This window comes from Bacillus sp. SORGH_AS_0510, from assembly GCF_030818775.1.
Taxonomy (GTDB): domain Bacteria; phylum Bacillota; class Bacilli; order Bacillales; family Cytobacillaceae; genus Neobacillus.
On sequence record NZ_JAUTAU010000001.1, the window covers coordinates 2,845,273 to 2,870,477 of the forward strand.

Consider the following 25,205-nt stretch of genomic DNA (forward strand, 5'->3'; position numbering starts at 1 on the left):
TTATTTACCTTCCGCTTGAATCAGCACAAGTTCTGTCTGCCTTTTGCTCAAAACAACTGGTCCTTTTTCAGTGACAAGAACATTCTCTTCCACTAAGATGCATGGAAGACCGTTATCTTGGATGACAGTTGGTTCAATAGCATAGATTTCCCCGACTTCAATAATCCCTTCTACTTCAGGTCTTGGCGGTACCCGTTTGGGCCCTAATATAGTTCCGCCATCATGAGTGGCACGGCCAATCTGGTGGCCGACTGAATGGCGAATGGTTGGATAACCGCCATCTTCAATTACTTGCCTTCCGACAGCATCCACCTCATAACCCGCCTTACCAGGAACTAAAGCCTCAATGGAAGCCGTAATAGCATCAATAGCAGTATCAAAAGCATGCTGGATTTCCACAGGCGCTTGCTTTTCACCCGGTTTTAAGAAGTAGCAGGTACGGGCAATATCTGATACATAATGGCTATACTTTAGGCTGAAGTCGATTATGACAATATCGCCAGGCTCAGTTTGATGGTCCGCAGGTTTCCGATGTGCTAGCCCTTTTCTAGCTATGCATACAAGAGGGGGATCATTAGGATGACCTAAACCGTTTGTCACTCCTCTTTTCCCCATCTCATCAACAAATAATTGACCGATTTCCAGTTCTGTCATTCCGCATGTAATACGCTTAAATACATCATCAAAAATATCTGTTGTGTACCTAATGGCCTTCTTAATATTTTGAAGCTCTCCTGCTGTTTTCACACTGCGCAGCTTCTTCAAAACCGACTCACTTGATACCTCCATACCTGCTAGGCGCTCTTTTCCAATGACATTTTCCAACCACACATATAATCCTTGTGTTAACCCATCGCAAAGATGGTCACTCTCAGAAATGTTTAAGGCAAGCTTTTGCGGCTGGACTTCCTCAAAGAGTGTAAGAAAGGCCTCCTCCATACCAGCTTCATAAACAAGCACTTTTTTAAATAAGTTGGTAGATTCATAACTTCCCTTATCACTAACAGATGTGAGGGCAATATGCTCCCCATTGCTTCGAATGAAAATGGCAGCTTTATGAACTGACCGTATCCCTACTATTAATGGCAGGGCAGGATCTGTGCCCTCCCTCGTTAATATAAGCCATGTATCTAATCCATTTTCGTTCAGCAGTCTTGTGGCCTGTTCCAATTTTTCAGAGGTGATTGAATTTACAGCAGATATCATTCCCTTTACACTCCTTCCATTTGTACAAGGATGTTATACATATTTTGAATGCCAAATCTCAATGACTCCAACGGTATTCTTTCGTTTACCCCATGCACCATTTTAATGATTCTATCAAAGCTCATATCGGGCAGCATGGGGCAATAACCATAGATTTGGGTATTAAATCCCTTTAAGTGCCTTGAATCACTCCCGCCAATCGATAAAAATGGGACGACCTTGGCATTAGGAACCTCCGTTTGAAGCTCCTGCTCAAACAGCGCCAAATGGTCATGATTAATATCTGACTCATAGCCTTGTGAAAAGGATAGAATCTCATATTGTACGGGTAAATCACCTAGAATGGTTTCCAGCAGTTTCTCATATGTTTCTTTATTGACAGACGGAACCGGTCTGCTATCCAAGAAGATTTCATATTGGTTCATTAATTCTGGATGCTTCTTTCCGCCATTCCATTTTGTAATGGAAAAAGTGGTTTTTGACATGGCTTTAAATAAAGAAAGGTGGTTAGGTGGTATTTTATTTAAAAAAAGCTCCAATTCATGTTCAGAAAAATGCCAATCCTGAGATGAAGCAATTGTAGTAAATAATTCTAATGTGGCTGGAGGAATCTTTTCGTAGATATTTGGTTCTTGGAAAGCATTGATCGCGTCAAGGATTACCTGCATTCCATTGTTGTTAGGAAGATATGGATTGGACGAGGAATCGTTCTTAGCTGTTATCCTGACTTTGGCCAATCCCTTTTGTCCAAGTTCACATAAATAATAAGCTTGATTCTCAATCAATAGCGGGAACCCTCCGCCTTCGTTAAATACGATGCTATTATTAAACAAGGTAGGGTGTTTTTCTAAAAAAGGAAGCAACCCAAACTGACTTCCGTTTTCCTCATCTGAGGTTGCAATCATAATAATATCCCTCTTAAGTGGGACGTTGTTACGTTTCAATAAAATCAATACCATTAGATGGGTGATGGTTAATTGTTTTGTATCAATGGTTCCCCTTCCCCATAAAATGTCATTGATAATTTCCCCACTAAATGGAGGCACCTCCCAATCTACCTCATTTGCTGGTACGACATCTAAATGGGACAATAAAACAATCGGATTACTATAATCAGGGGTTAATGAAATGACTATATTTCCCCTATTTTCATCTGTTTTATGGACGTATGTATACAATCCATTCTGCTTCGCCACTTCAACTAGATATTGAATGGCGTCCATTTCATTTTTAAGGGGATTACTAGTATTGATTCGAATGATATGACTTAGGTACTCAGCCGCCTCACATTTCACATCCAACCAGTTCTTAATCGAATTCACATTTATCACCTTTTTACTATCCAACTTTTAACTCATTATAAGGTTTATCCACCCAATTGAATGTAAAACAGTTTACAAAATCAAAATTTTCTAAAATTTCTAAATGTATATTAATTTAATATGAATATTAATTACTGCAGTTAATATACCAGCGAACAATTCCAACCGTTTGGTGGCGTAGTCATCAGTTGGTAGACAATAATGATAAATATAAGAAAAGGCGCCAACGACTTTTTCATGTCATTAGAGCCTTTATTGGATCCTTCGAGGTAAATTTAGTTTGAAAATACTGTATCGTGCCGGTTATAATTAATGTAATAATGAATAAATTAAAAAAGACTAGACATGCTGTAACATGTCCAGTCCAGCAATAGATGGTTCCCTCAAAGGGATCGGCTATTTTAGAGTAGTAATCCACCCAAGCCTCTTAGTTCAAGGGTGGATTATTTTTGTTTAAATGACAGTACAGTAACGATTAGACTTGCAAAAGCAATCGTAATCATTAGTGTTTCAAACACTGTCATTCAGCATCACCCCCATTCTGCTAGAGAGTGTGCCGACCACCCTTGAGAAATCCTATTCTATTGCATTTATAGTTTATCATAATCCAAATAAAAAATAGAACAAATGTTCCTTTGGTGAAATTAATTAAAAAGTGTCTATTTTATAGAATAAGGAAGCAACTCACTTCTTACGCGAATCGCAGCTAATTTAGCTTCCTCGAAATCTTTTGTTCTCATAATATATTTTTGTCCGCACGTTACTATCCAATCCTTATGAGTTTTGTCCCAATTTACATTTCTTATTCCCGAGAGACTATTTTTATTTGCTCCCTTTCTATTCTGCTGATTTGCAGATATTGAAACATTTCTCAAATTGCTCTTCCTGTTGTCTAAGGTATCATGATTAATGTGATCTACTACTTTATCTTCAGGACAATCATTTACTATTCTATGTAGATAAACCCTTTTTCTTTTCCCATCTTCTTCGACTATTGTATTTACAATATAAGGTTCTCCATTCCCTTGATAATAGTGCCAAGTATAACCTAGTTGCATAACTTTTTCTAAATCTTCCTCATCAATCATGGTCACAGTATACGTTTCTTCATTACTTATCTTAATAAAGATATGTGCTACCTGTTCCTCAATATAATAATCATTCGTCATTTTATCTGAATATAATTTAATATTTTCTAATCTAAAATCCAATCGGTTCCCATTTACAAAATAAGCTGTTTTATCTTTATCATAACCCAAAATCATTTTTCTTAAGGATATTTTTCTAGAAGTTCCTCCCTCATAAATCTTGGTGTAAATGACATAATCATTGATATCACTTTTTTTATCACAAACCCATGTGTAACTTGAAATTAATTCAATCTTATCAGAATCAATAGTAACTTTTATGTCTTCCTCATTTCTTCTCGAGATAACAATGTAACTAAGACCTTCATTGGTAATAATTTCATTTCCTTTTAATGGTTTTTTAAAAGATAAATTCTCTCTTATAAGATTTAGAGAATCACCATCGTTAAAATAAATAGGCTTCGTAGGAAAGTCTAGAATCCATTTTGCTAATGTAACCTGCTTTTTTATTCCTTCAACTCTATAAGTCCCTCTAACCTCTTGCCTCTCCCCTAATTTTTGTAACCTCCACGTATTTGGAAATAGCTGAACTTTTTCTAGATCACGTATATTAATTAGAGCTTCTCCTGTTATGTTATCTTTAGAATTCTTAAGATAAACAACTACTATGTCTCCTTCTATCTTATAGTAATTTTTCATTTGCTCCCCCTAAAACAATGGCTGCCATACTATAGAAACCTGGCAGCCAATTCTATATTCCTAATTTACTCTAGTAACACCATTTTTCAATTCTTGTCTCTCTTGAATAATAGCATCTAAATAATTTGTGAACTCAGATACCCCTGAATAGGATAAACAAAGATATTCCTTAGCCCTTGTCATACCAATATATAGAAGGGAAACTTCCCTCTCCTTATTTTCTTCCAAAGGAAATGGCATGGAATCCACATTTACAATGAAAACTGCACGGAAATCCAAGCCTTTGCTACTGTCAATTGTACTTATCTTAATCTTCCCATCTTCTTTTTCATAGGAGCGCTTTGAATTATCGTTCTCTGTAATCCAGAAGAAAGGTAATCCTCCATCCTTTAAAGAACGTTTGATGATATCAATAATGGGAGCTTGATGTGTACGTTTCACTCGATAAAGGATTAACATATCATCATAAGGAACTTTTCTCTCCTTATGCAATTTCTTGATCTGCCGGGCAACAATCTTCATTTCCTCAAAAAAGTTTGCTGCTTTTATAATTCCAGGCTCAGGCCCTTTCCGTTTGGTACTTTGAGGAGCAATAATTTCACCTTCTAGCTCCCTATTCACCACTTTATTTTTGAACACAGAATGCTTTCTATAGAAATCCCATGCAAACTTCACAATCTGCTGGGTATTACGATAATTAATCGATAAAACCTTTGACCTGCCTTGAAAGCTAAGACCCGTATCCTGGAGATAAGACCGCTTCCGTTGATAAATGGTCTGAGCGCGATCTTCTACTAATAAAAGAGACTGTGTATCCTCATTAATAAGCAAGCTAACCAAACGAAGCCACTCTGCTTCAAAATCTTGTCCCTCATCTATCAATACAGCGTCATAAGTGGGAAGGATCGCTTCCTTTCTTTCAAGTTTATCAATTATATCAGGTAGCTGCTGCTCTCTTATTTTTAGATCATTCTTTAACCATGAATGAAAATTACGAACAATAATATTTTGATTCTGAACTTTTTTGGCTTGTTGATCAAAATCGAACAAATCCTCTGGTTCATTTAACATATGTACAATCATTTGTTGGATGGCATTTGCGAGTGAAATATTGTAACAAAGGATTAGGATCTTCCAATCAGGATTTTGTTTTAACAGCATTTTTGCTCTGCTTGCTAGAATGATTGTTTTCCCGCTTCCGGCGACTCCTCGAATTAACCTGTTCTTATCACCAATTTGCTTTGCAAGATTTTCCTGATGAAGATCCATCGTTTTTATGTCATGCAAAGATAGCAAAAGTTGATCTTGGTAAGGAACTGGCGCTTTAAATTCGGCACTAATCCGAACTTCTGGGAACAAATGATAGCGAATGGCATTGATATCCTCAAGTGACAGTGGTTCCTTCAATCTAAATGGAACGACAAACATATTGAGTATTTTCTCCATCAATATTTCTTCAGAAAACTCCTCTTTATCCGGGTCGATTTCATCCCGAGTCAAACAAAGATGAGGTTCAATAACTGAATATAAGCCTTCCTTTATAAAATCCTTGGAGAACATTCTAGTAAACACTACCCCGTGACCGTATGGGAACTTTAAATTGAATTTATATTTACCATCAAGTTGGACAAGGCTTTTATCCTTTTTTAATACATCCACCACATGGAACATATTGTCCCTTGCCTGTTTCATCGGACTTTTAATAACAGCCTGGTCGCCAGAAGTCGTGACAATATGCCATTCATCATGATTAACCTGAAATAACGTATTTTTTGTATAATCCTTTACTTCTAAAACGACTATACCGAGGTCTGGCCCAATAATAACAAAGTCAGGTCTTTTCCCTTGTATTTCCGGTTCAAAATAAACAATATAATCATCCGGTAAAAAGGTTTTCAATGTCCGAAAAAATAACCGTTCACCTGCTGTTGCCGAAGAACGAATAGTCTCAGGAATCGTAACTGCCATAACAACCGCTCCAAAATTTGCATTTTTCTCCATTATACTACAAATAGGAACATCAACCTAAAAAATTACAAATAATAGGCAATAATTCAACAAAATTCCGCCAAAAGTATTGTCTTTTTATGTATTTGTTTGAATAATAGAATAGAAGGAAATTTTTTCATACATAAGGTAAGAATGAAAATGTGATGAAAGTGAAGTGTCAAAATTGTTAAAGGGAATTCTGGAAAAATTATTCAATACCAATCAAAACCAAAAACCTTCGGAATCTGAAGTTAAATCGATTAGCCAAGAGGAAGTCGAAGCATTAGTAGAAGCAAGATTACGCGAGCATGCTGCAACCATTGAACAAGCCGTAGAAGAAAAGGTAAACTCTGCAGTCCACTCAAAGGATCAAGAAGACTTCTCCTTATCTCCAAAGCAAATTGATTTTGCTCTTGCTTTAATTGAGAAGACTAAGGAATTTCAACTTGCTGTGGATCCTGCAACATTAACAGTGAAGGATTTAAATAAACTAATAGCTTACAATAAATTTAAAAATAAAGGGATATTAGTTAATTTAGTCAAAAAAGGCATTCTTAGAAAAAAATATAATTGATAAATTATTTTAATAAGGTGTTATAGTTGGTGAAATATTTCATATCTCCCTAATGGAATGATCCCTATTTATTTGATTGCTATTTATTTAATTATATTAATTGTGAGAAATAGTATAAAAAACCTCGAGCAAATAACACTCGAGGTTTTTATTTGGATTAAAGAGTTTATAATTGTTTAAGGGCTGAATGATATTTCACCTTACCAAATTTCAGTGATTTTTGCACCCAAAAGTTTTTGTCTTTCTTCTATTTCTTCTTTTGTCCACTGGGTCATAGCAGCAATTTTTTTATTTTGAACAATGGTACTGTTTATATAAAGGTCTTTTTTATCTACAAAGTCCTTGTTACTTGCAGAAGAATTAATATTACCTAGGATAATTGTCATATTTCCTATATTCGCAGTTAACCTTTTCCGTTCGTCCTCATTTGGATAGAGGCGCATCCATTGGCTATTTGCTGCTATCTTAACAGGTAAAATATGTTCCAGATTAACTTTTTGGTGATCATTTGAAATTAGAGTTTCTAAATTATTTTCATATTCATAAACAGATCTTAAAATAAACTTAATATTTCTTTCATCATTTTTAGAGCTGAATTCTCTATTGGAAAGGGCTGTTTCGACTTCTTTATCGTTGATCTTAATTTTATTTAATTCCTGTTTTAATTCCTCTAAGTGTATCTTTTCTTCATATATCTTTTTTGATAAGTCAGCAAATGTTTTCTCAACAGTATTAGCTTTTCTTTGACTAATGAAAAAATTTCTAATGTTGATACCCAAGATAATCTTCAATACCTGATTTATCTCATCTAATTGGTAATTTTTCATAAACAAAGATAAAATTATGGGAATATGTTGTTTTGATTTAAATAAATGTAAATCCTCTGAGATTTTTTTATATTTCTTTAATGAATTTTTATCTGAGTAGTTTTTTAATTCAGGCTTTTTAATTTCAAGATAATATTTTGATGCGACTTTTAATTTGTTCAAAAAGTTTTCAACGGAACTTGCACTTGATAGGTAACCATAATCTTCAATTTTTTGTAAGGACTGTGCTTTAAGAGTCTTTCCATTTATTAAAGTTACAACGGTATTTAAAAAATCGGATTTATCGATCCCATCCAAGTTTGCCTCAATTTCATTCCAATAAGTCTTTGTGTTTTCTTCACCTAAATGTTTAATACAAGAATTTTTCAACACGTAAAAATCAGCAATTTTCTTTCCAGTGTTATTTAAAGTTTCAAACATATCTGTTGCAACGTCTTCACTTGGTGTTTCCAAGAGGACTAGTTGCACCCTATTTGTTACTGCTTTAACTACATTTTTTAAGTCTTCGGACTGTAAATTATTATTGTCAATATACTCTTGTAATAGTTCACTAATATAAGTGTAGTTTTCAATAATATGCTTTGTGTTATCTCTTGATTTATCGTCATCATTATAATTTCCGCTCTCCAAAAATTCCCGAAAAAATCGATCTGTGTTAGAATTGTCGAATCTTAACTTATATTGTTTTTGATCTTCTTCCCAACTTTCGTTATATATATAATCACTTATTATTTTATTAGCTAATTCATTTTTACCGAAGGAACTAATTTTTTCGGTAATCGATTTAATAATCAATATGAGTGTAACTGTTCTTTGCTGTCCATCGTAAATGAACTTTTTACCATCTTCATTATAAATGGTAAAAAAGTTTAAAATATGGATTCTCTGTTCTGTTTGATCCTCATAGACAGAAATTAAATCATTAAATAATCTCTTCACTTGAGGTTTTGTCCATTCGTATGGTCTTTGTGTATATGGAATATATAATTTATCATTTTTGATTAGCAAATATGTTTTTAAATCTTTCTCACTTGCTTTTAATAACTCACTCATAATCCACCTCTGTATATGAATAATATTTTTTCCAAAATATACATATTAATCTTAACGTAATTTATATGATTGATCAACACACCACTTACCAACCCCTTTATCTGTATTCAATGTTATTTATAAAAAAAAGAATGAGTAGATAGATATAGATCTATGTTACTCATTCTAATTAATGAATTTATTTATTTAACAAGTAGTTTCTCTAAGCTTAAGCCGTAATATTTACTTAAGTAGTTATAAATCATTTCCTCGACTTCATCCGTTGTTAGCAAATCCAAAATCATAGCTCCGCCCACAACATTTAAGTATTTATTAGCCTGCACGAAATGATCTCGTTTAATAGAAACTCCTCTTCTCTCTAACTTAATAAGAGATTTTAATATTCCCTTTGTAATATTTCGGTTAGACGTAAAGTTACTTGAGAAAAATACCACACATCTTGCGGAGAAGTCTTTTTCCGTGAAGAAATCTGTTAACCAGTATGGGTTGCTAATGTTTGACTCGTCGTAAGTCATGTAACCCACCCACCATAGACGCGAAATAATGTGCACAAACAGGGAGCGTTTATTTCCTCCACTTTTGAAGAAAAGCGCGGTATTAATACGTTTATCATTTTTTTGATGGATTTCATTTTCTAAACGATAATAGGTAAACTCTCTAAATTGTAAATGAGCCAACCCTGACCAAAGTTTTTCCTGTGTAGCCTGGGAGACGTTTAGATGTTTAAGAGAATCATATATAATCTTTACGTTCTCTCTATCGCTTACCGCATAATCATCATCCAAGTTAAACTCAGGTAGTTCAAATTCAACTTTTGATTCGATTACTCGGCCTTTTTCACTAAAGTATCGGTCAAACCAGTCGTTATCTTTTGTATGATAATACTCTTTATAGAAATCATAATTCGTTCTTAAATCCATTAGAGTCTCATCTGAAATGAATGATAATTTCACTTTAATCCTCCATTTTATTTAGCTTCTCTATTTCTTCGAAACTAGTCTTTAACGGTTTTCTTAAAACCATTTGTGCTGCTTTTAACGCAGATAATGAATCAGTACCGACATCATGTATACTTAAATTGTTCTCTGCAAAAATTTTCTCAAGGATTTGGTACCACGTATATTCTTCAAGATCCCCACTATTATCCTGTATCTTAGAAAACACATAAACTAGACTCGGAACTATTACCGTAGATAGAATGGTATTTTTAAATCTTGAATTAGCATTGGATGCATATTGATTATATTCATATTCAGGGAGCGAAATGGTAATAATACTAGAATGAATATCTACTTCCATGAATTCATTCTTATGCGATTTGGTTACTTTAGCAATCGAAGGAAGATTTAGCAGTTCTAAATTCTCTTCAAATAAGGTAGTTTCAATCGCATCCCCTATGGCAAGAAAGTTACCCTTTTCAAATGTAATGGGGATATCCTTAAACCAATCACTTAATAAATGATTTTGATAGTGATCAATTTTTTCTTTCGCAAGAATAAATGAGTGTATTAAAATTTTACCCCTAAGTACACTTGTTGGGATAGAGATATCCAAGGTCTTTAAACTAGATTCATAAGCCTGCCGAAAACTTGTTTGACCACATTCGATATGAATCAAATACACTCCTAATTGTTTCTCAATTAATTCATGTATCCCTTGGTTGTTTAATTGAAAATCCGCATGAATTTTTACTTCCCCAAAAGATTCGTACACTTTGATGTTGGTGTTAAAACTTGATTCTACATAGTCATCATTATTCAAATATAGAACTGGGTATGGATAGGAATTATTAATTTTCATATAGCTCCACCTCCATCACACAATAATTGGAATAATCAATCTCTACATTAAGAATAAAACTCTTATTCTTTGCTAGTGAGTTAAGATACACTGTATTTGAACTTAATTTTTCAATTGTAACATTCCCATCATCTGTAGAAGCAGCTTTGATTGGCAAATCGTAATCACTTTGCTCACCCACTACACTAAAAACCAAACGGGCTCTTTGCAATGTCTTTTCCGGAACAATATTAAACTTATATCTTCCATTATTTTTATCTACACAAACATACCTTTGCTTCATCTGTACAGGATTTCTACTTGGCTTGCGCTCCTTACGGTCTCCCTTATCCCCTTGTTGGTTTTGATCCATTTCATTATTACCACTAGAGTCGGTTGCTCCTGCACCTTCATTTCCTCCACTACTGTGTTCCCCAGTACCATTCCCACCTTGATCCCCAGTAGGAGAAATGCCAAATTCACCAGCTAGTTGTTCTTCGAAATCTTTTGTTTCCTTACCTTTTTTTCTAGTTTTTTTAGTGATTTCTTTTTCCTTTTGCTTTGTAATAATGGCTTTAATTGAAGAATTTAGTGACTCCGTTTTACTAACGGATGAGGAAGCGCTTAAATCTTTATTTGGTAAAAAGTCACTTAAACCAACAGCATCCATTTCATCTGTAATTTGTTCTTGGAGCATTTTTTTAACGGTATCTCTAATGAACTTCTTTAATTCTGAATAAATCTTTTTGGCTAACTTAGGATCCTTCTCATATCGCTCATGTGTCCACTCATTGTGTGCTGGGTTTTCCATTTGTTTGAAAATGTTGTTCATTTTAGTACCAGTTATCATTAGTAATCCAGTAAATGAAATGCTTCCACTGATATTCTTTTGTTCAAAGATCCGCATACCTGTTTTTCTAGTCATTAATACTCGTCGATTTAAATCCTCTCCATTAAGCAGAAATAGTTCTGCTTCACCCTCTTCAAATTGAATATCCTTTGAGTAGACCTTTGCCGGATAAGGTACTTTTATTGTTTTATTCGAGACTAATAGACTATAATAATTTTTTAAAATCCGATTATCTTCGTTATCCTCAAGCTCATAAATCAATTGGCCAATATTTTGGTCATTGATTTCAAAATCGTTAATCTTCACAACCAATTTTCCTATAAAGACCGTGATGAAAAAGTTAGTTAGTACAGATTTTTTCACTTCTTCTTCCCAATCAGCCTTTGGATCAAAGGCAGAAACAAAAATGTCCGTTCCAGTTTCGTTTCTCTTGAAATCCTCATCAAGATCCAGCAAACCAGGAATAGCAGTAGAATTGTCATTATGAGTATAATAGCCATTCCCCAAAGTAATTTGTTTTTCGTTTTTCTTAAAGGACATAATATTAGCGACGCCAATGTGTGATTGATAACCAGTAGTATCAAACGAAGAATAAAAAAGCGTTCTCAATTTGGAGTTCAGAAAGGGAGCTGATTTTCCAATTCCAAAGCTACCTCCAGAATCGCCCTCCTTATTTGATGAACCTGCTTCTTTCACTAGGGATGACCATGGAGAGCCCAGTTCCCCATCCTTAGCACCTTCTAGGCCTTTTGTATTAAAATCACTAATCCTCAAAAACTTCATTTCATTTTTGCCTAAGATTGATAAAGCTTCCTGAATGAAATCTTCACTTTTTTTATTGCGGCCATTCCAGGTTTGCTCGCAAAGTTTAAAATCTCTAATTAGCTCATATCTTTTTGGAAAAATATTAATTGGTGTTGAAAAACTTTTGAACTCAACTAGTACAGGCTTATCCTTATCTTTCACTGCATCCAATGAGTTCTGACAAATTTCTCTTGTAAGAGAATCTAAAGCATTTCCTCTAAAAGTCTCCAGCCCCGCGTTATTGATTGAATTGATCATTCCACCAACGGCAGCCGGAAAATTCCAATAGGTATTCATGTTCTCTCCCCCATAGTTCATTGATCTAAATGCAAATAATATATATTAACTAATAATATTAATATTAAAATAGTACATATTACAAATTATAACATCCAACAATTTACATTAATAGACATGATTCTCCATAAAACAACAAACAAACAATATTAAAATCGATTAATTTTCGTTATTTTAATATATAAAAAGTCCTCAAGTCATATTTAACCTGAGGACTTTAAATTTTCTAGTCTAAAAGCTTAATGAGTCTGGAAGTTCTTCGCTTTCCTCTCAAAATGGTAATGCAACCGGTACTCACAAATTTCTTTGGTCCAATTGTAAAGGATTTCTTCATCTTCCTTAGCCACATCAAAGTTCAATTTAAAAATATCATTTTCATACGAAATTAATCTTTTTGAACTGCCGCTCCATTTTGTCATTGGCATGGTTGCGATTAATTTGCTGACACCTTTTTCATCATAGTTCCATAGTTTTTGGGCACCTTTGTCCGAAAAGTCAATTCTTTTCCGGTGTTCTTTCTCCATAAGGTATTGATGAAAAAAAGGTGCAGCTTGTTTTGAAGTGATTGTATTGTACCAGCGCGATTTCCCACGTTCTAGCATTGCTTGTAAAACAACCATTTTATAGCTTTTAGCCATACCAGTTCTTTCGCCTTCAATAAACCAGTTTTCGTAACGATCAAATACTTCGACTTCACGATCGGTTAGCTCTTCTGCCCATTTTAAAAATCCAAAATAGGATTGAAACTCTTGCTTATACTGAGGAGAGTCAGATCGACCTTGTAAATGTAATTCCAAATAAGTTGGCCTTCTTCCTAACTCCTTTTTTAATTCTAAGTAGTCATTCAACAGCTTTTCTCTTCTTGGCTGCCTCTTTCTGGACATTTCTTGGAGAAGATTAATAACATTTACATCTAAAGTGATCTCACAGAATTCTGGTAAAGTAGGTTGGATGTTCCTAGTTTTCCCTTCACCGGGTTGGGTGTCGAATAAACTTAGTTTAATATCGGCATTTCGATAGTTTCCGATTAAATCTATGATTACACATGCTTCCTTGCCAGGATGTAATCGAAGACCACGACCAATTTGTTGTGTAAAAACGCTCAATGATTCTGTCGGCCTTACAAATAAGAGCGTATCTACTGATGGAATATCTACTCCCTCATTAAATAAATCAACCGTAAAGATAATATCAATTTCTCCTTTTGAAAGTTGAGAAATTGCATTTTTCCTATTTATCCCCATTTGTTGTGAATGAAGGCTAACCGTTTCATGCCCATGCTTATTGAAAAAATTCGAAAGGAAGTCAGCTTGTCTAATGGAAGAACAAAAGCCTAAGGTTTTTGTCTGCTTATTCTTTTCCCAGGCACGGAGTACCTTAAGAGCCAATTCCTTTCTTAATTGTGCTAGAAGTAATTCTTCTTCATCATATCGATTTCCCAGCCAGGTAATTTGACTATAATCTGTATCATCATATACACCCAAATACTTAAAAGGTGCTAACCATCTCCGGTAAATTGCTTCTAAAAAATCTAATCGGAAGGCAACGTTTCCATCGCAAATGGCGTAAACATCTCTATTGTCATTTCTATCAGGTGTAGCTGTAATTCCTAACAAGAATCGAGGATGAAAGTAATCAAGAGCACGCCTATAGGAATCGGCAGCAGCATGATGGAATTCATCAACGATGATCAGATCAAATTCTTCCCTTTGAAATTGCTCCAGATGTTTTTTTATACTTAAGGTATAGATGGATGCAAATACTGCATCAGCTTGACTTTCTTTGATTTTCCCATTGTAAATGCCATATTGTTTTTCCGGCATAATCCTCTTAAAGGAATCTCTAGCTTGATAAAGGATCTCTTCACGATGGGCCACAAAAAGAATTTTCTTAAAGTTTTGCGAAAAAAATCCTGCTAGATATGTTTTTCCCAGTCCAGTTGCCATAACCACAAGTGCTTTATTATACTCTTCTTCCAGTGTTCTATTTAATTCCTCCAGTGCCTCTATCTGGGCAAATCTAGGCTGAATTGCACTTTCATATTCGACTGGATCTTCTAACACAACCTGGGGCTGATTTTCCTCTATAGAAGGTAGCATTAAATCTAATTCCTCTAGCTCTGTCCATTTACCCGATAGATTGGGATATTTACGATGGTATTCATCATATACAGTTCTATATTCTGATAGAGTTTCCTTATTTAATGGGACTGTACGATCTGAATAAAAAACATTTAAAAACTCTGTTAGCGCTTCATGAAAGACTTCTTTCTCATCAAGTACTGAAAGGTTCCACTCCACACCATGATTCAATGCGGAGCGTGAAAGATTAGATGACCCAATAAACAGAGTATCATTTTCGTTTGATTGAAAAAGGTAGGCCTTTGGATGAAAGGATACGCCGTTACTTTTCCATATGCGAACACTTATCCGCTCATCAATCGATAGCAGCTCTTCCAAAGCCTCTGGTTGTGTAATATAGAGATAATCCCCAGTACAAATCTTAATATCAGCACCATTTTGTGCTGCCCTTTTTAAAGCTTCCTTTAAATAATGGACCCCTGACTTTATAACAAAGGAAGATAAAATACAAACAGTATCGGCACCTTCAAGCTTCTCAATTAGTTGGCTGCCTAGATTGCTTGTTATGAGCTGAATCTTACTCATCTTCAACCTCAATTAAAAAGATTTTATCCTTAAAACCGCCACGCTTTTCGGCTTTATTTTTTCGGACTTCTTCTACCTTTTCAATAGATGCTCCATGGCATTCAGCCAGTGCATGGATAATTTCTAATAGATCAGCTAATTCTTCAATAGAATCCTGATCATTTTCAGCATTTACATACTCTTCAAGTTCTTCAAAGCTTTTATTTTTTAGTTCTTTTATGTATTCTTCATTATCTAAAATCCTTGTGGTAAAATGTTTTTCTGTTTTTTCAATGATTTCTGGTATACGATCACGGACTAGTTTGTTGTATATAGGCATTCTTCTCTACCTCCGTTTAAATTACATATATAATATTATATCGAAGTAACTAAAAAATGGGAAAAATAAAAGGTATTTAAACCCTATGAAATAGAAGTTAATTCATCCACAGAAAGAGATGTCAGAACTTTGTAAAAAATATCCATCATATTTACTCCCCACATAAAAAACCTGCATAGATTATATCTACACAGGTTTTGGCAAATCCAATTAGTTTGTCAATGTCCATATGCGTGCATTCTTTTTAATTTCTTTCGCACGCATAATTGTCATGGTCTCGGTCCATTTTTGCCTGATAGGCAGGATGGCTGGAAGGAACTCCGTTAGGATAGACTTTTCTTAGTTCAGTACAATTTGCAAATGAAGTTTCAGTGGATTGAACAGGTTTTGCTGCAGCAGCCTGCTCTTGTTTCTTTTGTTCCTCAGCTTGTGCTTTTGCTGCTGCATCGGCTTCTTCCTTAGCTTTAGCAGCTGCTTCTTCCTGTGCTTTCGCCTCTGCCTCTTGTTTAGCTTTTAATTCAGCTTCTTCTCTTGCTTTTTGTTCTGCTTCTTGCTTAGCTTTTAATTCCGCTTCTTCTTTTGCCTTTTGTTCTGCCTCTTGTTTAGCTTTTAATTCCGCTTCTTCCTTTGCCTTTTGTTTGGCAATTGCCGCTTCTTTCGCTTTCGCCTTTTTTTCAGCTTCATCAGCCACTTTTTTCTTTACTTCTGTTGCTTCTAATTTTGTATCATTTTTGTCATTTGGAATCATGACGGCACTTCCGATCCATACTACCATAGCTCCTACCATCATAATAAAATACCTCTTTGCTTTTCCATTTCTTCTAATCAATGAGATGATCGCTAAGAGGAGGAAGACAATAAACAGGATGAATCCTAAAGCGAATATAACCATAATCGCTGAATTTCCTGAGGCAAATAACCATATGATAATGCCGACTGCCATCATTAAGAAATTCTGTGTAGCTTTTGTATTTCCTTTCCTTAAACCATTAATCCCAGAAATAAGAAAATATGCCGTAATAATAAATCCTACCCAGTTAAAAAATGTTGCCAAAATAATACCCCCTATTTTCTATTTATCTTTTGACAATTATCAATTATAAAGGAAAAAGAATATAAAAAGGGTTTTTTCATCCAATTTATTATTTTTCCTAATCTAGGTATCCTTCATTTCGTAATTGTTTTAACATTTAATAATTAATTTAGGAGTATTTTTACAAAAACCCCTCCTCTTAAAACGAGAGAATAAAGAACCAAACCTTTCATTGGAGCTTAACTGTCTTTTTTGTAGTATTTTAAAAATTTTTCTTATCTTCTCCATCATTGAAAATTTCTCAGAGAATGTTTTTTTATTCTTTTAACCAGTGTAATTTTAGCAATTCAATTTAATTTACTGAATGCAATCGAATATACCCTTCCAACCCCTTATCACAACAATAAACATAACAACCCTTCATTCCTCTAGTCATTAAAGTTTTATACGTATTCCGAACAAGTTCTACAAGTGGGTCCACCTGCCCTTTTTTCGGCTTTGCTGGTTTTGCTCCCTTGTCCTTAAATTCGTCTCTTCTTATGATTATTTTTTTAGTTTCTTCGTCATATCCCAGGTCTTTACCAATGATCACACCAACATAATCCATTTCTAAACCTTGAACTGTGTGAATACATCCGATTTGGTTGGCACATTCTGGGTGAATAGCCCAGTCAATTCTATTGGGATCATTCCATGGCAGTGCAAAGTTATGCTCGTCGATCACAACATCATCAACAAGCTTTCCATCCACAAGATTTTTAGTCCAATCCCAGGCGTAACCTGCCAACAATCTGCCACCACGCTTTTCAATTATTTCCTCCTTTAATTCTTGAGGACTGGAAACTAGTTTAAAATCAAAATCTCCTTCTAGCTTAAATGGTTCTTGGTCATTATTAAGAAGACTATCGAGCCAGGATATATAATTTCCTGATCCTGAGCAACGGTATTGTGACTCAAGTTCAACTGTATGTATAGCTGCTCCAAACCTAGCTGCTTCTTTTTCTACCTCTTCTACGCTTCCAATATCTTTTTTCGAGATTTTTTGAAGATCATCTATAAAGAACACACTTAAACGTGAAGATCTAATGATTTGTGTTACTTGATTTTCTCCTTCAATCTTCTTTTTCATATGTCCTTGTTCTTTTAGTCGATGGGCTTCGTCACAAATGAGGACATCAAAATAATTTTCAGGTGTATGTACGTAAGAAGCAGAACCTTTAAAAAGATCCCGAACCTCCACATGGCCTGAAGACCCGATTAACTTTTTACGAAGCACTTCCCTAAATGCCTGATTCGGTGTGATATACTCCACATAAGCTTTCGATTTTAGCATATAACTCATTAAATTTAATCCAATGACAGATTTCCCTGTGCCAGGGCCGCCTTTTATAATAATCACATGCTTTTGGTCAGTCTGTGCTTTGAATTGATTAAATTTACTAACTACTTTTTCATAGGCAACCTTTTGCTCATCAAGTAAAACAAACTCTTCATTACCTTCTATTAATGAACCAACTGTTTCCACCAACTTTTTTGATGGTCTAATTTTTCCATTTTCAATGCTTTCTGCAATTTCCCTTCCATTCCCTTTTGAAACCAACCTTCTGATTTTCTTTGCCAAGTCCCGATCATCAAATTGAAAATAAACAGGAGATTCCTGTAAATATCTGCTGTAGCGATTATCCAAAAGTGGCTCCTCTATACTAGCCATAATATAATTATGTAAATAAGCACATGAGTGAAGCTGAATAGATGTTGAGTCCTTGTATAGGGACTCGTTAAAATTCTGTAAATACCTTTTATATGAAGATGCCTGATACGCAGGGTGAACAGTTTCCCGTTCGCTTCCACCTAAAAAAGTCCGAACAATCCCATCTCCTTCAGACACTTTTGCTTTCTGCCATTGCTTTAACTCAATAATTACTGCATTTTTTGTCCCCTGTTCGTCCTGTCCTGCGACTAGAAAATCTATTCTTTTTTCAGATGAAGGCAATTTATACTCCAATAGAACATGTGTATCTTCTTTTAAGTCTGCATCCCTTAGGACCTTAGCCATTTGGGGAAGGGAATTTTCCCATGACCTCAATTCACTAAATGAAACTACTTTATTCATTTTGGCCAGAACGTTTTCCTTAAGAACGTAGCCAATTTTATTTTCATAAATATGGTTTAAAAAGTTCGAAGAGGTCTCATTATAAATAATCATTAAACTTTTTCCTCACTTTTTTTGACTGGATATTTAATCGCGTTTTTTACTAGTTTGTTTGATACTTCCTCTTCTAGATTAATCTCCAACTTGTCAGCAAGTTGCACAAGATATATTAAAATATCTGCCATTTCTTCTTTTATGTTTTGTTTGGATTCCACGATTGCTTCTTCACTTGTGCGCCATTGAAAATTTTCAAGCAATTCATTTGCCTCAAGTGAAATGGAAATGGCCAAATCTTTTTCATCATGATACTTTTTCCAATCACGTTCATCACGAAAAGCTAAAACTTTTTGTTGGATTTCATTCATTATAGACTCTCCTATTAGTTACTTATCATTTGTGATTAGTTATTAACAATCCCTCTTACAAGTGTTAGATGAATACCTTCCTTTTTATCATATCCCTAAGTTCCTCCACACTTAACACATTGTCCCTATCTCGATGTAACATCCGATGACAATTTGAACAAACCGGCACTAAATCTGTTCTTGGATCAATTTCAGTTGCTGTTTCAAGAGTACTTAATGGATGCTTATGATGGATTTCAATAAAATCCTTACCAAGTTCACCATACACGTCTTCAAAATTAAATCTACATACTGCACATGTAGTTCCGTGAATCTCTATTGCTCTTAATCGGTTCTTTGCTTTCCTTTCATAACGGTTTCCGTAATAACTTTTCGCTTCACCATCTTTATAATAGAAGTCAAATTGAGCTTTATCTGCTTCTAAATCATTTCGTACGGTATCTTTTAGTTCATCTCTTCTTATTTGCTTTGTATGCAGTTTTATATATTTCTCCCAAAGCTTATATAGTAAATTTGCATGTTCATCATTTACTAAATAATTTGTATTGTTAGCCATCCGGAGTATTAATAAGTCATTGAGTTTGGGATGTTCCTTTAGTGCCGTTCTTCGTATGTAATTCTCATTAATTAGATGGTTTTCGACTATAATAGGAATATGAAATTTTTCATTTTCATCTGGCTTTTTTAGCCAGTATTTACTTGGAGAAATATTTAAGCTTGGCTCTCCATTTACGATCCCTGTTGCAATAATTCCGCCTGTACCTCTTTTCTTGCCATCAGAGCGCCAAATATAAACAAGATCCCCTTCTGAAATTTGGTCAAGAAAATGCTGTTGATTCAGTGACCACCAAATTTCATTGTTTTCACTAATATATTGATCTATTTTAAAATCATCAGGATTTCCTTGGAAAATCCATGTATTTTGATGTTTCCTAGTCTGTGATTGTTCTGATATCATCTTCAAAATCTCCTACTGATAGTTATTTGACACCTTCGTAATCTCTCCACTATACATATGTTTGGAACTATATTTCGACAATTCTATTATACAGAAAATATGTTATAAAATGGTATTTAAAAAAGTTAATCTATTAGATTTCATTGAACACCAGAGTTCCATCCCCAAGATTCTGTTTCATGATTCAAACTATCCCTTTTCCCAAAACAAAAAACACCCACAAATATTGAGGGAAAACAACATTTGTGAGTGTTCCGTATATATTGGTGTACGGGGTCGAGAATTAAATAAACCACTTTTTCAAAAGATCAAAACCAAAAGGATCTTATTGCAAAAAATGAAGTGGTTAGAAACGCCATAGACCCAATGAATATCAAAATCATCCCTCGTTTTCTATTGACGTTACATAGCTTTGCTCCATCAATTATCCAACCTGTCCCTATTAAGAAAAAGGCTATATATCTTATCGGGTCATTGTTAAAAACAATACCTATGAAAAATATAAAATATCCAATTTGATGTAGCACGTGAAATAGGACCTGGATAGGGTTCTTTAGTTCTTTTCGAAACTGTTCTTGTTCTGCCTCTGTAAATTTTTTGTATTCTCTTTTAGCTAGAATATATCCTATAAATACCGCTAATATAATTGCCCCAATTTGAACTAGAAGCATATTATTCACCTTCAATTATTTAGTCCCTAAAGTCTAGGTATTCCCTAACCCAATGCTTTTAAATAGTTAGTCGAGTTTATTAGAAAAAATGGCAGTGTAATACTTGTTATGAATTTTAACGGCAATCACCGTATCTATGTCGGCAGCTTTGATAGTATAAATTTCACTACCAGTTTCAAGTTTTATTTTTGAAGAAATGATTCTTCCTTGCCCATTTTCAGTAATTCTCTCAGCAATTTTTTCTACTTTTCCCACCTGTTGTTGTATCTTATCATCCGGTGTCAGATTACCCTCAATTGAATAAATTTTATTATCATATACAATCTGTGCTAAAGTGTTATGGTTTTTACTTACTCCTGCTGCTTTTGATTCGTTAGTTGTTGATGAACAAGCAACCAACATTGACAATAAAATTGCGGAAATTAAATAATTTATAGTTCTACATTTATTCATCTAATTGACCTCTGGTTTCCTAATTTTCTCTATGTATTCGACACTGTTTTTTCCCAATCCTTCTTTAGTTCAAAAGGCAACGGTTGGAGAACAATTGGCTGATCTTCAGTTTTTACCTGTGTTAATTGTTTATGTCACTGAAATAAACCAGATACCCACACAAACAGATACATCGGAACTGCTACAATGATCATTCCTGCAAGTAAATAGCTAATCGACCTTATAATAAATGTAAAAACATCAGATACAGCTCCTGCTAGGTCATCAATAAATCTCAACACTATAAACCCTCTCCCCAGAACCGTGGTGATTATATTTTAACATTATTTTCCTTTAGGAAAACAATTAAATGAGGAATTTAAACAAAAGACAATCAAGTAGATCCTTATTGAACACCAAAGTTCCGTTCCCGTGATACAATAACCATAATGAAATGGAGGTAGTAATAATGAAAAAAGTGATTATTTATACGCAAGAAACATGCCCGCCTTGCCATGCGGAAAAATTATGGTTCAAAGAAAACGGAATTGAGTTTGAAGAAAGAGATATTCGTAAAAACGATCAATATCTCCAAGAAATTATTGCATTAGGTGCTGCAGCTACTCCAGCAACTATAATCAAAGACGGAGATAGTGAAGAAGTTGTTTTAGGATTTGATCAATCGAAGTTGGCTGAGGTATTAGGGATATAAAAAAGGGCGAACAGTGATTGTCACTGTTCGCATTTTTTGAAATTATGTTCCCAATTAGAAAATTCCCATGGACCTACCTTGTTTCTTTGGTAGCTGATTATTAAATGTCTCCCAATAGCAACTTATCAACCAACTTCATTGCACCTGTTAATCGATTTTCATAGCTTCCACTTAATAGATGGTACTCAATGATATGCGTCTTTAACAATGCCTTTAGGTGACGATTGTTTTTGTCTCTGACCGTATCCTCTCCATGCACTCTTAACCCATCATCCACCCATTTCACATCGGGTTCAAGGAATAACCAAAGATCGTAATCTTGTAGTTTGGCCATTTCATCGAGCACCGGTTGATGTTCATCATTGTAGAGGTTTGAATAAAATTGAGTAACGATAGCTTCTGTATCGATAAATACTAGCTTATTGGCCTGTTCAATGGCCTTAAATTCTTCCATCTTATGACCATAGGCAATCTTTTGATAATCTTCCGCAACCAAAATACCGTCGCAGCCCCCTAATTCTTCACATAGTGTTCGGCCATATTCTGAAACGTATGTTGTATTGTAAATTTTCGCGAGGTTTCTCGTCAGGGTTGATTTCCCGCAGCTTTCTGTACCAACTACTACAATTTTTTTTACAAAATAAGGTCTGACAATAGTAGGGATAAACTCCCAATGCCTAAAAACACCTTCCTTACGAATTGCAGTAGCCGATATGTTCACATGCGTACGCATCGGATCAATCAGGATATGTTTAGAATGCGGATATAATTCTTTAAAAATATCATTATATTCATGTTCAGAACTAAAGACGTAATCAATCGGCTTTCCTATTTTCTCTTTTATAAGGTGAGCGCCTTCAGCCCAGTTATAGTTGTCATTATCTTGATCATCTTCAATCGCTATTACTTTTACATTCGTCATATCTTTTGTTAATTGGGAAAGCCAGCGCAAGCGAATGTTAGCTGGGATATAATCCATTTTTGTATCCAGGCAGAGTTCACTGTCTCGTAATTCGCTATGTGATAAAATAACGTACAGTTCATCCACCATTGATGAGGCATAGGTTATGGCATACACATGGCCAAGATGTAGTGGTAGGAACTTTCCTCCGATAAAACCAACTGTCATTTACGCCGCCTCCTGCACTTGTTTGATCGATAACTTTCTCCAGTTGATATACCCGTATATGCTATTTACCAGGAATGCTGACCACATCACTAACATAGAGAAATCATTACCACCTTGCGTAACGAGAGCAGTTATCCATAGGAAAATGGATAGGACGTTTACAGCCATCCATAATAGCCATTGTTCTGTATATCGTTTTAACATCAATATTTGTGCGGCAATCGATAATACATTTGTGGCTGAATCCGTCCAAACAACTTTCCCGCCGAGGAATTTTAAGAAAAATCCATAACCCACTATAAGAGTAAACATCAATAATATGGTATATAGCCATCCCTTTTTCGTAAGGCTCTTAACGATGACATCTTCACCTTTGACACCATGATCTGTTTTATTCTTTTTCCACAGATAAATCCCGATGAATTGCACCGGGAAGTAAAACAGCGCATTGAGCATTACCTCTCCGTACAAACCATAACCGTAGGCAATATAAGCATAGGTTCCTGTTTGAATGATCCCAAAGTAATAGTTTGATATTTTCCCCTTTGCTACTAACACCACGCACAGCATGCCAGTTATTGATGAAATTAAACCGATGAGTGAGTCTTCCCATGCAAAGAATAAATAGATGTTAACCATAGTGAATGTAAGCAGCCAGATGATTTCAAATCGTGACCAATTTTTAAATATCCCCATTTCACTCTCTCCCTTAGCCTTGTAGTTTATTTCTATACACTGAAACAATTGGTTGTTTCTCATTAAACCGGTAAAGTTGCGCAGGCGTTTTCGAATAGCGATTGGATTTCTTCGGCTTACCGTTTTCTGACACCGCTTCAATAAACGGCAGTGTGGGGGCCTTCCTGAAAAAAGCCGCATCTGTCGAAATCGATGGGTCATCTAAAACGGTTAATAACACCCCTTGTAATTCAGAAAGGACAAACTCTTCCGGTAAGAAATGCTTCGCCAATGTGGTTAGCGCCATATCCTTGCGAATAAACCAAATGGCATCATCAATAATTTTGCGATGGTCAAACGCGAGGTCTAGCTCTATTGCTTCTTCCATTGAAAATAGCTTAATTTCGGCGGCATCATAGGTTGTTTTACGACTGTTTAAGGCAGATTCCTTTGCTATGACATAATGGGCATTGGAGATAATCCATCCCCGACTATCGCGATTGGGTTCATCATAGACACCAAAATGTTTGATCCGTAATCCACCAACACCTGTTTCCTCGAGTAGCCTACGCTCTGCCGCTTGGAATGCTGTCTCATCCGTGCGGACAAAGCCACCTGGTAGTGCCCACTTCCCTGCTTCGACGTTTGGATTGCCTTCATGATCGTGCTCACTTCGTTTAATCAGCATGATTTTCAATGTTTTTCGTGGCGGCTTATACTCACCAATCATCTCAGATGTGATCGTAAATACAGCTACATCGCTGGTATAACCATCTGGAGTATTAAATTTATTGTTTGTTTCCATTTTAACCACCTCTTTAATTAACATTTTGTTAATTGTTAATTAAAATATATTCCTTTACTGCCTGTTTTGTCAACAATATTTTCCATTTGGACCATAGGGACGGTTCTGGTGGTTTTTTTTCCATGAGAATGGCGAACAGTGAAAGTCACTGTTCGCCATTTCTTATTGATATTTGTAAAAATTTCCAGAAAAAAATATGTATAGTTTTAACATAAAAATAGCAATAGAAAAAACAATGGAATCCATTTTCCATTGCTTTTATTTTTGAATTTCCATTTATCCGTAATACTCTGAAAATGTATTTTACAACTTGCAAGTTCGCTCATCCATATGTAGATTGTCGAAATCTCATATAAATGATGCTAGAAAAAAATTGAGACTAATCCACACACAAAGAGGTGAATAGAAGGCTGTATCTTGTTTTGCAAATCTAGTATGTTTAATTTTCTTGAAAAATCCTACATATTTCCCTTCACCAATCGCACGTAACAAGAAAACAATTCCTCCAGCTATACAAAGCCATTTTGAAAGTGGAGAGGATTTGATGGCTGCTAACAAATCTAATTGAACTATTAGAAGTACAGATGCAAAAAAGCAAAGTAATCCGATAAAAAGTGTGCCTAACATTCTTGGTCGTAAAACTGGTAATTTACTGTCATCTTTAGTTGGAAGAGCCGTATTTACTCCCCAACTTCCACCAAATGCCCAAAAAACGTGTAACATACCAATAATTATAAATATTAAAGACGTTATTCCTATTAAAATCTTTATCAAATTACCACCTCATCTGTATGAAAGTT

General features: G+C 34.9%; 23 protein-coding genes and 1 pseudogene. 2 read left to right on the top strand and 22 right to left on the bottom strand.

Annotated elements, in window-relative coordinates; genetic code table 11:
- From QE429_RS14655 to QE429_RS14670, 5 genes are all read right to left on the bottom strand, one after another.
- Positions 1 to 1,206 (bottom strand): M24 family metallopeptidase, encoded by a 1,206-nt coding sequence (locus QE429_RS14655; protein ID WP_307287932.1) that lies wholly within the window; start codon positions 1,204 to 1,206, stop codon positions 1 to 3.
- Positions 1,207 to 1,211: 5 nt separating this feature from the next.
- Positions 1,212 to 2,528, bottom strand: coding sequence for a M20/M25/M40 family metallo-hydrolase (locus QE429_RS14660; protein WP_307287935.1), 1,317 nt, complete (start codon positions 2,526 to 2,528; stop codon positions 1,212 to 1,214).
- 443 nt (positions 2,529 to 2,971) lie between these two features.
- Positions 2,972 to 3,052, bottom strand: coding sequence for a putative holin-like toxin (locus QE429_RS24470; protein ID WP_373463257.1), 81 nt, complete (start codon positions 3,050 to 3,052; stop codon positions 2,972 to 2,974).
- A 135-nt stretch (positions 3,053 to 3,187) separates the two neighbouring features.
- Positions 3,188 to 4,315 (bottom strand): HNH endonuclease, encoded by a 1,128-nt coding sequence (locus QE429_RS14665; protein ID WP_307287936.1) that lies wholly within the window; start codon positions 4,313 to 4,315, stop codon positions 3,188 to 3,190.
- A gap of 60 nt (positions 4,316 to 4,375) precedes the next feature.
- On the bottom strand, positions 4,376 to 6,283 hold the full coding sequence (locus QE429_RS14670; protein ID WP_307287937.1) for a 3'-5' exonuclease: 1,908 nt from the start codon (positions 6,281 to 6,283) through the stop codon (positions 4,376 to 4,378).
- Positions 6,284 to 6,479: 196 nt separating this feature from the next.
- Here QE429_RS14670 and QE429_RS14675 point away from each other — a divergent pair, with 196 nt between their 5' ends.
- On the top strand, positions 6,480 to 6,878 hold the full coding sequence (locus QE429_RS14675) for an ABC transporter ATP-binding protein (RefSeq protein WP_307287939.1): 399 nt from the start codon (positions 6,480 to 6,482) through the stop codon (positions 6,876 to 6,878).
- Positions 6,879 to 7,078: 200 nt separating this feature from the next.
- On the opposite strand, the gene QE429_RS14680 is transcribed toward QE429_RS14675, so the two are convergent.
- The 13 genes and pseudogenes from QE429_RS14680 to QE429_RS14740 all read right to left on the bottom strand — a co-directional run bounded on the left by QE429_RS14680 (position 7,079) and on the right by QE429_RS14740 (position 21,386).
- Entirely contained in the window at positions 7,079 to 8,758 is a 1,680-nt protein-coding gene (locus QE429_RS14680) for a DUF262 domain-containing protein (RefSeq protein WP_307287940.1), read from the bottom strand.
- 182 nt (positions 8,759 to 8,940) lie between these two features.
- Positions 8,941 to 9,711 carry a DUF6339 family protein gene (locus QE429_RS14685; protein WP_307287941.1) on the bottom strand — a complete coding sequence of 257 codons (771 nt, stop codon included), beginning with the start codon at positions 9,709 to 9,711 and terminating at the stop codon, positions 8,941 to 8,943.
- A 1-nt stretch (position 9,712) separates the two neighbouring features.
- The gene (locus QE429_RS14690) at positions 9,713 to 10,558 is read right to left on the bottom strand and encodes a hypothetical protein (RefSeq protein WP_307287942.1); all 846 of its coding nucleotides are present in this window, start codon (positions 10,556 to 10,558) and stop codon (positions 9,713 to 9,715) included.
- Positions 10,548 to 12,488 carry a hypothetical protein gene (locus tag QE429_RS14695; RefSeq protein ID WP_307287944.1) on the bottom strand — a complete coding sequence of 647 codons (1,941 nt, stop codon included), beginning with the start codon at positions 12,486 to 12,488 and terminating at the stop codon, positions 10,548 to 10,550. Before QE429_RS14695 ends, QE429_RS14690 begins: the two co-directional genes overlap by 11 nt.
- Positions 12,489 to 12,727: 239 nt before the next feature.
- Positions 12,728 to 15,154 carry a DEAD/DEAH box helicase family protein gene (locus QE429_RS14700; protein ID WP_307287945.1) on the bottom strand — a complete coding sequence of 809 codons (2,427 nt, stop codon included), beginning with the start codon at positions 15,152 to 15,154 and terminating at the stop codon, positions 12,728 to 12,730.
- Complete coding sequence (locus tag QE429_RS14705) at positions 15,147 to 15,473, bottom strand: nucleoside triphosphate pyrophosphohydrolase (protein ID WP_307287947.1); 327 nt, start codon at positions 15,471 to 15,473, stop codon at positions 15,147 to 15,149. The genes QE429_RS14700 and QE429_RS14705 overlap by 8 nt, the downstream gene beginning before the upstream one ends.
- Before the next feature lie 244 nt (positions 15,474 to 15,717).
- Positions 15,718 to 15,849 (bottom strand): annotated as a pseudogene (locus QE429_RS24475) (excalibur calcium-binding domain-containing protein); the annotation flags it as partial.
- Positions 15,850 to 16,858: 1,009 nt separating this feature from the next.
- The gene (locus tag QE429_RS14715; RefSeq protein WP_307287950.1) at positions 16,859 to 18,712 is read right to left on the bottom strand and encodes a DUF2075 domain-containing protein; all 1,854 of its coding nucleotides are present in this window, start codon (positions 18,710 to 18,712) and stop codon (positions 16,859 to 16,861) included.
- Positions 18,712 to 19,023, bottom strand: coding sequence for a nucleotide pyrophosphohydrolase (locus tag QE429_RS14720; RefSeq protein WP_307287951.1), 312 nt, complete (start codon positions 19,021 to 19,023; stop codon positions 18,712 to 18,714). Before QE429_RS14720 ends, QE429_RS14715 begins: the two co-directional genes overlap by 1 nt.
- Positions 19,024 to 19,087: 64 nt before the next feature.
- Positions 19,088 to 19,981, bottom strand: a complete 894-nt coding sequence (locus QE429_RS14725) for an EVE domain-containing protein (RefSeq protein WP_307287952.1) — start codon at positions 19,979 to 19,981, stop codon at positions 19,088 to 19,090.
- A gap of 308 nt (positions 19,982 to 20,289) precedes the next feature.
- On the bottom strand, positions 20,290 to 20,652 hold the full coding sequence (locus QE429_RS14730; protein ID WP_307287953.1) for a hypothetical protein: 363 nt from the start codon (positions 20,650 to 20,652) through the stop codon (positions 20,290 to 20,292).
- A gap of 66 nt (positions 20,653 to 20,718) precedes the next feature.
- A complete protein-coding gene (locus QE429_RS14735; RefSeq protein WP_307287954.1) occupies positions 20,719 to 21,105 on the bottom strand; it encodes a hypothetical protein in 387 nt (128 codons plus the stop codon).
- 134 nt (positions 21,106 to 21,239) lie between these two features.
- Positions 21,240 to 21,386: a hypothetical protein gene (locus QE429_RS14740; protein WP_307287958.1), complete on the bottom strand. Its 147-nt coding sequence runs from the start codon at positions 21,384 to 21,386 to the stop codon at positions 21,240 to 21,242.
- Positions 21,387 to 21,553: 167 nt separating this feature from the next.
- On the opposite strand from QE429_RS14740, the gene QE429_RS14745 reads away from it, so the two are divergent.
- Positions 21,554 to 21,796: a glutaredoxin family protein gene (locus QE429_RS14745; RefSeq protein ID WP_307287959.1), complete on the top strand. Its 243-nt coding sequence runs from the start codon at positions 21,554 to 21,556 to the stop codon at positions 21,794 to 21,796.
- A gap of 100 nt (positions 21,797 to 21,896) precedes the next feature.
- On the opposite strand, the gene nadR is transcribed toward QE429_RS14745, so the two are convergent.
- The 4 genes from nadR to QE429_RS14765 all read right to left on the bottom strand — a co-directional run bounded on the left by nadR (position 21,897) and on the right by QE429_RS14765 (position 25,179).
- Complete coding sequence (gene nadR / locus QE429_RS14750) at positions 21,897 to 22,925, bottom strand: multifunctional transcriptional regulator/nicotinamide-nucleotide adenylyltransferase/ribosylnicotinamide kinase NadR (protein ID WP_307287960.1); 1,029 nt, start codon at positions 22,923 to 22,925, stop codon at positions 21,897 to 21,899.
- Positions 22,926 to 23,621 (bottom strand): nicotinamide riboside transporter PnuC, encoded by a 696-nt coding sequence (pnuC, locus tag QE429_RS14755; RefSeq protein ID WP_307287961.1) that lies wholly within the window; start codon positions 23,619 to 23,621, stop codon positions 22,926 to 22,928.
- A 13-nt stretch (positions 23,622 to 23,634) separates the two neighbouring features.
- Positions 23,635 to 24,405, bottom strand: coding sequence for an NUDIX domain-containing protein (locus tag QE429_RS14760; RefSeq protein ID WP_307287962.1), 771 nt, complete (start codon positions 24,403 to 24,405; stop codon positions 23,635 to 23,637).
- A 348-nt stretch (positions 24,406 to 24,753) separates the two neighbouring features.
- Entirely contained in the window at positions 24,754 to 25,179 is a 426-nt protein-coding gene (locus QE429_RS14765) for a DUF3995 domain-containing protein (protein ID WP_307287963.1), read from the bottom strand.
- Positions 25,180 to 25,205: the final 26 nt, after the last annotated feature.

What these genes read in the sequence shown, in the direction of transcription:
- QE429_RS14655 (WP_307287932.1), bottom strand. Translation starts at nt 1,206, where the DNA reads ATGATATCTGCTGTAAATTCAATCACCTCTGAAAAATTGGAACAGGCC.
- QE429_RS24470 (WP_373463257.1), bottom strand. Translation starts at nt 3,052, where the DNA reads ATGACAGTGTTTGAAACACTAATGATTACGATTGCTTTTGCAAGTCTA.
- QE429_RS14665 (WP_307287936.1), bottom strand. Translation starts at nt 4,315, where the DNA reads ATGAAAAATTACTATAAGATAGAAGGAGACATAGTAGTTGTTTATCTT.
- QE429_RS14670 (WP_307287937.1), bottom strand. Translation starts at nt 6,283, where the DNA reads ATGGCAGTTACGATTCCTGAGACTATTCGTTCTTCGGCAACAGCAGGT.
- QE429_RS14680 (WP_307287940.1), bottom strand. Translation starts at nt 8,758, where the DNA reads ATGAGTGAGTTATTAAAAGCAAGTGAGAAAGATTTAAAAACATATTTG.
- QE429_RS14690 (WP_307287942.1), bottom strand. Translation starts at nt 10,558, where the DNA reads ATGAAAATTAATAATTCCTATCCATACCCAGTTCTATATTTGAATAAT.
- QE429_RS14695 (WP_307287944.1), bottom strand. Translation starts at nt 12,488, where the DNA reads ATGAATACCTATTGGAATTTTCCGGCTGCCGTTGGTGGAATGATCAAT.
- QE429_RS14700 (WP_307287945.1), bottom strand. Translation starts at nt 15,154, where the DNA reads ATGAGTAAGATTCAGCTCATAACAAGCAATCTAGGCAGCCAACTAATT.
- QE429_RS14705 (WP_307287947.1), bottom strand. Translation starts at nt 15,473, where the DNA reads ATGCCTATATACAACAAACTAGTCCGTGATCGTATACCAGAAATCATT.
- QE429_RS14715 (WP_307287950.1), bottom strand. Translation starts at nt 18,712, where the DNA reads ATGATTATTTATAATGAGACCTCTTCGAACTTTTTAAACCATATTTAT.
- QE429_RS14720 (WP_307287951.1), bottom strand. Translation starts at nt 19,023, where the DNA reads ATGAATGAAATCCAACAAAAAGTTTTAGCTTTTCGTGATGAACGTGAT.
- QE429_RS14725 (WP_307287952.1), bottom strand. Translation starts at nt 19,981, where the DNA reads ATGATATCAGAACAATCACAGACTAGGAAACATCAAAATACATGGATT.
- QE429_RS14730 (WP_307287953.1), bottom strand. Translation starts at nt 20,652, where the DNA reads ATGCTTCTAGTTCAAATTGGGGCAATTATATTAGCGGTATTTATAGGA.
- QE429_RS14735 (WP_307287954.1), bottom strand. Translation starts at nt 21,105, where the DNA reads ATGAATAAATGTAGAACTATAAATTATTTAATTTCCGCAATTTTATTG.
- QE429_RS14745 (WP_307287959.1), top strand. Translation starts at nt 21,554, where the DNA reads ATGAAAAAAGTGATTATTTATACGCAAGAAACATGCCCGCCTTGCCAT.
- nadR (WP_307287960.1), bottom strand. Translation starts at nt 22,925, where the DNA reads ATGACAGTTGGTTTTATCGGAGGAAAGTTCCTACCACTACATCTTGGC.
- pnuC (WP_307287961.1), bottom strand. Translation starts at nt 23,621, where the DNA reads ATGGGGATATTTAAAAATTGGTCACGATTTGAAATCATCTGGCTGCTT.
- QE429_RS14760 (WP_307287962.1), bottom strand. Translation starts at nt 24,405, where the DNA reads ATGGAAACAAACAATAAATTTAATACTCCAGATGGTTATACCAGCGAT.